Source organism: Cupriavidus sp. HPC(L) (assembly GCF_000307735.3).
Classification (GTDB): Bacteria; Pseudomonadota; Gammaproteobacteria; order Burkholderiales; family Burkholderiaceae; genus Cupriavidus.
In genome coordinates this window covers 1-8,877 of the sequence record NZ_AMPR02000115.1, presented here as the reverse complement: position 1 = coordinate 8,877, position 8,877 = coordinate 1, and the positions used below count along the sequence as shown (strand labels likewise).

At 68.8% G+C, this 8,877-nt stretch carries 6 protein-coding genes and 1 pseudogene; 5 read left to right on the top strand and 2 right to left on the bottom strand.

The window, feature by feature from the left end; all coding sequences use genetic code 11:
• Positions 1–3,017 (top strand): translocation/assembly module TamB domain-containing protein (locus B551_RS08915; RefSeq protein WP_023263916.1); only part of this gene is annotated, 3,017 nt, incomplete at its 5' end.
• 52 nt (positions 3,018–3,069) lie between these two features.
• Positions 3,070–3,618, top strand: a complete 549-nt coding sequence (gene bamE, locus B551_RS08910; protein WP_006578135.1) for an outer membrane protein assembly factor BamE — start codon at positions 3,070–3,072, stop codon at positions 3,616–3,618.
• 109 nt (positions 3,619–3,727) lie between these two features.
• Here bamE and metG read toward each other — a convergent pair whose 3' ends face one another.
• Positions 3,728–5,812 carry a methionine--tRNA ligase gene (gene metG, locus B551_RS08905; protein WP_006578136.1) on the bottom strand — a complete coding sequence of 695 codons (2,085 nt, stop codon included), beginning with the start codon at positions 5,810–5,812 and terminating at the stop codon, positions 3,728–3,730.
• A 266-nt stretch (positions 5,813–6,078) separates the two neighbouring features.
• Entirely contained in the window at positions 6,079–6,711 is a 633-nt protein-coding gene (locus B551_RS08900; protein ID WP_023263915.1) for an OmpA family protein, read from the bottom strand.
• 366 nt (positions 6,712–7,077) lie between these two features.
• Here B551_RS08900 and apbC point away from each other — a divergent pair, with 366 nt between their 5' ends.
• From apbC to B551_RS27040, 3 genes and pseudogenes are all read left to right on the top strand, one after another.
• Entirely contained in the window at positions 7,078–8,166 is a 1,089-nt protein-coding gene (apbC, locus tag B551_RS08895; protein WP_006578138.1) for an iron-sulfur cluster carrier protein ApbC, read from the top strand.
• Between the two features lie 11 nt (positions 8,167–8,177).
• Positions 8,178–8,699, top strand: coding sequence for a DUF3305 domain-containing protein (locus B551_RS08890; protein ID WP_043438296.1), 522 nt, complete (start codon positions 8,178–8,180; stop codon positions 8,697–8,699).
• Between the two features lie 76 nt (positions 8,700–8,775).
• Positions 8,776–8,877, top strand: a pseudogene (locus tag B551_RS27040) (DUF3306 domain-containing protein); the annotation flags it as partial.

The following is an 8,877-nucleotide window of genomic DNA, read 5'->3' as shown; positions in this document are numbered from 1 at the left end:
AGGCGGCGCAGCATGTCCGCGACCTGCACGTGGCGTTGGCGGGCAATGGCGAGATCGCCGGCAGCGGTTCGCTGCGCGACGGCCGCGGCGGCTTCGACCTGGACGTGCGCCGGCTCGACCCGCATGCGCTGCACGGCAAGCTGCGCAGCGCGCGGCTGTCCGGCCCGGTGATCGTGCGGCTCGAGCCCGGCCGCCAGAGCGTGGCGCTGGACCTGGGCGGCGGCGAGCTCAAGCTGTTCGCCGACGCGCGCATCGACGCCGACGCGATCACGTTGGCCGCGCTGCGCCTGGGCGTCGCGCAGGGCAGCGTGCACGCCGAGGGCAGGCTCGGACTGAAGGAGCAGCAGCCGTTCAGCTTCAAGGGCCGGATCACCGATCTGGACCCGGCGCGGCTGGCCAGCGTCGCCAAGGGCCGCATCAACGCGAACTTCGACGCCTCCGGCACGCTGGCCGGCGAGCCGCGCGTGGCGGCGGATTTCTCGATCGGCGACAGCGAATACGCCGGGCTGCCGATGACCGGCGGCGGCAAGATCCGGCTGGCCGGCCAGCGGCTGCTGCCGAGCGAGGCGACGCTGTCGATGGCCGGCAACCGCGCCGACCTGCGCGGCAGCTTCGGCGCGCGCGGCGACCGCATGACGGTGGCCGTCGACGCGCCGCAGCTCGACCGCCTGAAGTTCGGCGTGGGCGGCACGCTCAAGCTCGATGGCCAGGTCAGCGGTACCTGGCAACGGCCCGAGGTCACCGCGACCTACGAGGCGCGCGCGCTGTCGATGGGCCCGCATCGGGTCGACAGCGCCAGCGGCAACGCCGATCTGCGCGGCGGCATCGACGGGCCGCTGCGACTTCGGCTCGATGCGCGCGGCTATCGCGGCCCGCAACTGACGATCGGCACGCTGCAGGCGAGCCTGGACGGCACGCAGGCCAGGCACAGCTTCAGTGTCCAGGGCGAGGGCCGCGTTCGGCGCCGGCCGCTGCAACTGCAGGCGGCGGGGCAGGGCAGCTGGAAGAACGGCACCTGGACCGGCACGGTCAGCACGCTCGAGGAGCGCAGCACCGTCGGACTGCGGCTGCTGACGCCGGTGGCCGTCAGCGCCGGCGCGCAGCGGCTGACGCTGGGCGCTACCCGGCTGCAGCTGGAGCGCTCGACCCTCGTGCTGGACAGCCTCGATTGGGACCGCGGCCGCATCCGCTCGAAGGGCCAGCTCAGCGGCCTGCACGTCGGCCATCTGCTGGAACTGGCCGAGGTCTTCACCGGCGACGCGCCGCCGCTGCGATCGGACCTGGTGCTCGATGGCGAATGGAACCTGAATCTGGCAGAAACCGCGTCGGGCTTTGCCGAGCTGCGCCGCCGCAGCGGCGACCTGTCGGTCAACGCGGGCCGCGGCTACACCACGCTGGGACTGGGCCAGACCGTGCTGCGCGCCGACGCCGCCGGCAACCGCCTGCAGCTGCGCGGCAACGTGGTGTCGTCGCGCCTGGGCAACGCCAAGGTCGATGCGTTCGCGGGGCTGATGCCGGAGCAGGGCGTGCTGACGGTGACGCCGGCCTCGGCGCTGGGCGGCCAGGTCGCCTTCGACGTGCCGCGGCTCAAGGCGCTGGAGGCGCTGACCGGTCCACAGTACGCGTTCGAGGGCCGGCTGGCGGCGGCGATGCAGCTGGCCGGCACGGTTGGTGCGCCGGTGCTGACCGGCACCGTCAACGGCGACGACCTGGGCGTCACGCTGTACGACCTGGGCATCCGGCTGACCGACGGCATCGTCCGCATCGTGCTCGACCGCAACGTGATCGAACTGCGGCAGGTGGTGTTCCGCGGCGGCGACGGCACGCTGACCGCCAGCGGCAACGTGCGGCTCGGCGAGGCGGACCCCACGCTGCGCGCGCGCATCGTGGCCGAGCGGCTCGAACTGTTCGCCAGCCCGGAGCGCACGCTGGTGGTGTCGGGCAATGCCGATATGGCCAACGAGAACCGGCAGTTCGTGATCCGTGGCAAGTTCCGCGTCGACCGCGGGCTGTTCGACCTGCCCAAGGCCGGCGCGCCGGTGCTCGGCGACGACGTGGTGATCGTGCGCAAGTCCGACCGGCGCGCCGAGCGCGACGTGCGTACCGCCGCCACGCCGGCGGTGCCGGAGTCGCAGCCGACCAGCCGCTTCGCCCCGGTGATCGACCTGTCGGTCGACCTCGGCGACCGCTTCCGCTTCCGCGGCGCGGGTGCGGATTTGCTGCTGGCCGGCCGCCTGGGCGTCAACAGCGAGCCCTTGACGCCGCTGCGCGTCACCGGCACCGTGCGGGTGGTCGACGGCACCTACGAGGCCTTCGGCCGCCGGCTGCAGATCACGCGCGGCATCGTCAATTTCAACGGCCCGGTCGGCAATCCGAACCTGAATATCCGCGCGATGCGGCTGAACCAGGAAGTCGAGGCGGGGATCGAGGTCACCGGCACGGTACGGTTGCCGCGCGTGCGGCTGGTCTCCGAGCCCAATGTTCCAGACGAGGACAAGCTGTCATGGCTGATGTTCGGTTACGGCGCCGAAAGCGCGGCGGCGGGGCAGCAACAGCAGTTGAGCGGCGGCGCGCTGGGTGGCGCGGCGCTCGGCATGCTCGGCTCGAAGGCGGGCAAGGGCATCGTGCAGCGATTCGGCATCGACGAGTTCTCGATCGGCCCGAGCACGGCGGGCCTCAGCGACCAGCAGGTGGTCAGCGTCGGCAAGGCCGTCAGCGAGAAGATCTCGGTCGGCTACGAGCAGAGCCTGACCTCGGCGGCCAACGTCGCCAAACTGACCTGGGCCTTCTCGCGGCGCTGGTCGCTGATCGCCCGCGGCGGCTCGATCAACGGGCTGTCGCTGCTGTTCAATCGCCGCTTCGACAGCTGGAGCCAGCTGTTTTCAGGATCGACAACACGGCGCGAGGGCGCCAGGAGAGAGCAGGATGCAAGCACCGGAAGCACCGGCGGGGACGCCGACAATCCGCCCACGCCACCCGCGCCACCGGCAGGGCCCACCGAGGCCATCAAGCGATGACGGCGGCAATGGTGCCGGCGGGGGGCGCCGGTCCGCGCGCGGGGTCGCGGCGATGGGGTTGATCGCTTCGGTGCTGGCGCTGTTCGGCTGCGACCAGCGCAAGGTCGATGAAGCGCTGAACAAGGCGGGCGACGCCGCGCGCTCGGCCTGGCAAACGATCCAGCCCGACAGCCAGCTGTTCAAGGGGATCGAGCCCGGCGTCTCCAGCGAGGACGACGTGCGCCGCCAGGCCGGCAAGCCCGAGATCGTGTGGGAAGAGGAGAACGGCGCGCGCCGCCTCGAGTATCCGCGCGGGCCCGAGGGCGCGACCACCTGGATGGTGACGATCGGCGCCGATGGCAAGGTCGGCGCGATCGAGCAGGTGCTGACCGCGGAGAACTTCCAGCGCGTGCGCGCCGGCATGAGCCAGGACAGCGTACGCCGCATGCTGGGCAAGCCGACGAAGATCGAAGCCTTCCGCCTGAAGCAGGAGACCGTGTGGGGCTACCGCTGGTGGGAGACCTCGCAGGACAAGGCCTTCTTCAACGTGCACTTCGGCACGGACGGGCTCGTCACGCATACGTCGCGCAGCGACGACCCGTCGAAGGTGCAGGGCGGCTGAACCAGGTCTGTCGCCCCCGCGCAGGCGGGGGCCCAGCGGCTTTCGACGAGCGCCTGGTCAGACACTGGGTCCCCGCCTGCGCGGGGACGGCAGCTCGATGCGCTTCTGCTCAGCGAATCCGCATGCCGGGCACCGCGCCCGCGTGCGGTTCGAGGATGTAGAGGCCCGGCGCCGCCTTCTCGTCGGCCGCCGACGCGGCCAGCACCATGCCTTCGGACAGGCCGAACTTCATCTTGCGCGGCGCCAGGTTGGCGACCACCACGGTCAGCTTGCCGACCAGCTGTTCGGGCTGGTAGGCCGACTGGATACCCGAGAACACGTTGCGGGTATTGCCTTCGCCCAGGTCCAGCGTCAGCTGCAGCAGCTTGTTCGAGCCCTCGACCTTGCGGCATTCGACGATGCGCGCCACGCGCAGGTCGACCTTGGCGAAGTCGTCGATCGTGATGGTGTCGGCGATCGGCTCGATGCCTGCCGGCGCGGCATTGCCCGCCTCCGTTGCACCGGCACCGGCCGCGGGGGCGGCCTGCAGCGAGTCGCGGTTGGCCGCCAGCAGCGCCTCGATCTGCTTGCCGTCGACCCGGGTCATCAGGTGCGAGTACGGCTTGATCGGGCTGGCGCTGCTCAGCTGGCGGTCGATCGCGCGCCAGTCCAGCGGCTCGATATTGAGGAAGGCCTCGACGCCGGCCGCGACGTTCGGCACCACCGGTTTCAGGTAGACGGTCAGCAGCCGGAACGCTTCCAGCGATACCGAGCAGGCCGCGTGCAGGGCGGCCCGCTTGGCCTCGTCCTTGGCCAGCTCCCACGGCTTCTCGGCATCGACGAAGGCGTTGACCGCGTCGGTCAGCTCCATCACCAGGCGCAGCGCCTTGCTGTATTCGCGCCCCTCGTACAGCTGCGCGATCTGCGGCGCGGCCTGGCGCAGCTGCTCGAGCAGCGGATGGGACAGCGCGGCGTCGTCGACGCGGCCGTCGAAGCGCTTGACCAGGAAGCCCGCGGCCCGGCTGGCGATGTTGACGTACTTGCCGATCAGATCGCTGTTGACCCGCGAGACAAAGTCGTCCAGGTTCAGGTCCAGGTCTTCCATGCTGGCGTTCAGCTTGGCGGCGAAGTAGTAGCGCAGCCATTCCGGATTCATGCCGGTGTCGATATAGCTCTGCGCGGTGATGAAGGTGCCGCGCGACTTGCTCATCTTGGCGCCGTCGACGGTCAGGAAGCCGTGCGCGAACACATTGGTCGGCGTCCGGTAGCCCGAGAAGCGCAGCATCGCCGGCCAGAACAGCGTGTGGAAGTACAGGATGTCCTTGCCGATGAAGTGGTATTGCTCGGCGGTCGAATGCGGGCCGACCCAGGCGTCGAAGTCGATGCCCTTGCGTTCGCACAGGTTCTTGAAGCTGGCGTAATAGCCGATCGGCGCGTCCAGCCAGACGTAGAAGAACTTGCCCGGCGCGCCCGGGATCTCGAAGCCGAAGTAGGGCGCGTCGCGCGAGATGTCCCAGTCCGACAGCGTGGAGGCCTCGCCGTCGCTGCCCAGCCATTCCTGCATCTTGTTGCTGGCCTCGGGCTGGGCCAGGTCGGCCACCCACTCGCGCAGGAAGCTCTCGCAGCGCGGATCGGACAGCTTGAAGAAGTAGTGGGTCGAGGACTTGCGCACCGGCGTCGCGCCCGACACCACCGAGTACGGGTTCTTCAGGTCGGTCGGCACATAGGTGGTGCCGCAGACCTCGCAGGAATCGCCGTACTGGTCCTTGGCGCCGCACTTCGGGCATTCGCCCTTGATGAAGCGGTCCGGCAGGAACATGTTCTTGACTGGGTCGTAGAACTGCTCGACCTCGCGCTCGGCGATCAGGTCTTCGGCCTTCAGCGCCAGGTAGATCTTCTCGCACAGCAGCCGGTTCTCCTCGGAGTCGGTGCTGTAGTAGTTGTCGAACGAGACCAGGAAGCTGTCGAAGTCGCGCTTGTGCTCGTTCCAGACGCGGTCGATCAGCTGCTTCGGCGTGATGCCTTCCTTCTCCGCGCGCAGCATCACCGGCGTGCCGTGCGTATCGTCGGCGCCCACGTAGTAGACCTCGTTGCCCATCATGCGCTGGAAGCGGACCCAGATATCGGTCTGGATGTATTCCACCAGGTGGCCGATATGGATCTGGCCGTTGGCGTAAGGCAGGGCAGATGTGACGAGGATGCGACGTGCTGTCATGGGGAATGCCGGTCGGGAAGCGGTTGGATTTCGGTGCTGCGCCGCGCGGGCGGCGCCGGCGCGGAAAACCGCCATTCTAGCAAGCGGGGCTGGAGGCCACCGGCGGCGGCGCTTGCCTGGTCCGCGCAGCCAAAAAAAAAGCGCCGGTCAGAGCCGGCGCAGCTTTCCACAACGGAAAAGGAGGAGAAATCAGGTACCGCCCGGGAGGTCAGCCACCCATCGCGAGCCAGCAACGGTGGCAAGCGGTACCTGTTTCTATGACTCCATCATCCTTGAATTGGTTTCAAAAAAATTTCGACCCGGCGATTTTGGGCCCGGCCGGCCTCGGTGGCGTTGTCCGCAATGGGCTGGGACTGGCCCCGGCCCTCGGCGCTCAGGCGGTTGCGGGCGACGCCGCGGTCGCCGAGATAGCCGGCCACGCTCTGGGCGCGGCGCTGGGACAGCTGCATGTTGTAGGTCGGGTTGCCGGTGCTGTCGGTATGGCCGATCACCGTGGCGTTGACATCCTGATGCTGGCTCAGCGTCTGGGCGACCTGGTCCAGCACCGAGCGGAACGACGGCTTGATGGTGGCGCTGTCGGTATCGAAGGTCACCTGGCTCGGGATATTGACCTTCAGCGAGCCGTCCGGCTGCTCGGTGATCTGGGTGCCGGTGCCCGCGGTATCGCGGCTCAGCTTGCCCCGGATCGCATTCCAGTTGTAGCCCAGCGCACCGCCCGCGGCCGCGCCGACGGCGGCGCCGATCACGGTGCCCTTGGTATTGCCGCCGATCAGGTTGCCCAGGCCGGCGCCAACGGCGGCGCCCGCGCCGGTACCCACGGCGGTGTGCGTACCCTGTTCGGTCGCACAGCCGGCGGCCAGTGCGGCGACGATCGAAAGGCTGACGAGCTTGAGTTTCATGCGTTCTCCTTCTGTCGATTGTTGTGCTTCCACTGCGGCTGCCTGCGCCTCGGGTCGAGGCATTGTGACGCACTGGCCTAATTGCGCCAGCAGCCTCCAAAAAATGCAAGCACCAAGTGGCGTTGCAGGCAGCTTTGAGGCTCGGCCGAAGTCCCTGACCGGATCCCGGGCGAGCCGACGTATCGGGGCACTACAATAGGGAGATGCCGCCCCGTGCACAAGCGCGACGCTGTGAAAGTTGTAAGCGCGTGTAATCCCTTGTACATCGCAGGGGTAATCGAGGCCTTCCAGGCGATTGCCGGGCCGCGGGGCCACTCTTTGATACAGTACGCGCCTTCCCCCACATATCAAGTAGCGGAGATTGTCTTGAGCCTTACCGTTGACCAGGTTACCGAAGCCCTGCGTACCGTGATCGATCCCAACACGGGCAAGGATCTGGTGAGCACGCGCTCCGCCCGCAATATCCGTGTCGATGGCGGCGATGTCTCGCTCGACGTCGAACTCGGCTATCCGGCCAAGAGCCAGCTCGATCCGATCCGCAAGCTGGTGATCGCGGCGCTGCGCGCGCTGCCGGGCGTCACCAATGTCAGCGTGACGGTGACCATGCACATCGTCGCCCATGCGGTGCAGCGCGGGGTCAAGCTGCTGCCCGGCGTCAAGAACGTGATCGCGGTCGCCTCGGGCAAGGGCGGCGTCGGCAAGTCGACCACCGCCGTCAACCTGGCGCTGGCGCTGGCCGCCGAGGGCGCGCGCGTCGGCATGCTCGATGCCGACATCTACGGGCCGAGCCTGCCGATGATGCTGGGCATCGACGGCCGTCCCGAGTCCGCCGACGGCCAGACCATGGAGCCGCTCGAAGGCCACGGCCTGCAGGCCAACTCGATCGGCTTCCTGATCGAGCAGGACAACCCGATGGTCTGGCGCGGTCCGATGGTGACTTCGGCGCTGGAGCAGCTGTTGCGGCAGACCAACTGGCACGAGCTGGACTACCTGATCGTCGACATGCCGCCGGGCACCGGCGACATCCAGCTGACGCTGTCGCAGAAGGTGCCGGTCACCGGCGCGGTGATCGTCACCACCCCGCAGGACATCGCGCTGCTGGACGCGCGCAAGGGCCTGAAGATGTTCGAGAAGGTCGGCATCCCGATCCTGGGCATCGTCGAGAACATGGCGGTCTACTGCTGCCCGAACTGCGGCCACGTCGAGCACATCTTCGGCGAAGGCGGCGGCGAGCGCATGTGCGAGCAGTATGGCGTCGACCTGCTGGGCAGCCTGCCGCTGAACCTGTCGATCCGCCAGCAGGCCGATTCGGGCCGGCCCACCGTGGTGGCCGAGCCGGACAGCCCGATCGCCGAGCTCTATCGCGGCATCGCGCGCAAGGTGGCGATCAAGGTCGCCGACAAGGCGCGCGACATGACCAGCAAGTTCCCCAGCATCGTCGTGCAGAACACCTGACCATGGAACCGATGCAGTCCGAGGTCCCGGAGCCGGCCGGCAGCCGCCCCGCCGTCACGATGGCGGTGGTGATGCGCAAGGTCGCGCTGGCCAGCCGCTGGCAGCCCTGGAAATGGGAACTCGAAGCGGTGGTGCCCGACCTCGGCGCATTCGGCGCCGAGCCGCACTGCCTGCACGAGGACGACCAGGGCGCGCGCTGGCTCTATCCGGGCTATCCCGTCGAGCTGTTCCGCGACGAGGCCGAGGGCTACTATCTGAACCTGAGCTCCACGGCGCCGTGCTGGTTCGTGCTGTGGCGCATGGACGAGACCCAGCCTGAAGACGGGCGCCGGCCGCTGCCGGTGACCGTCTCGCTGTCGTACAACGAGGCCGGACGCTGGCTCGATGCCGGCGAGACCGTCGAGAACGTGCCGCTCGCGCCCGAACAGCTGGCCTGGCTGCAAGCCTATGTGGCCGAGCACTACCGGCCCGAGCCGAAGAAGCGCCGCCGGCCGGAGTCGTTCAAGTCGCCGCAGGACCGGGCGCGCTATTGAACACCCTGCTGAACGCGCTACTGAAATCCGCGGCGGGGATGCCGTTATCGGTATCCCCGCCGCCTGATCCCGCATCATGAGCGATTCGACCGAAACGTCCTTCCTGTCCCGCTGGTCGCGCCGCAAGGCCGCCGTGCGCGAGGGCAAGGCCGTGCCGGCGGCGCCGGCGCAGCCGGTC

Excerpts from the sequence above, each read along its gene's own strand:
- metG (WP_006578136.1), bottom strand. The coding sequence starts at position 5,812 with ATGACAGCACGTCGCATCCTCGTCACATCTGCCCTGCCTTACGCCAAC.
- bamE (WP_006578135.1), top strand. The coding sequence starts at position 3,070 with ATGGGGTTGATCGCTTCGGTGCTGGCGCTGTTCGGCTGCGACCAGCGC.
- B551_RS08900 (WP_023263915.1), bottom strand. The coding sequence starts at position 6,711 with ATGAAACTCAAGCTCGTCAGCCTTTCGATCGTCGCCGCACTGGCCGCC.
- B551_RS08890 (WP_043438296.1), top strand. The coding sequence starts at position 8,178 with ATGCAGTCCGAGGTCCCGGAGCCGGCCGGCAGCCGCCCCGCCGTCACG.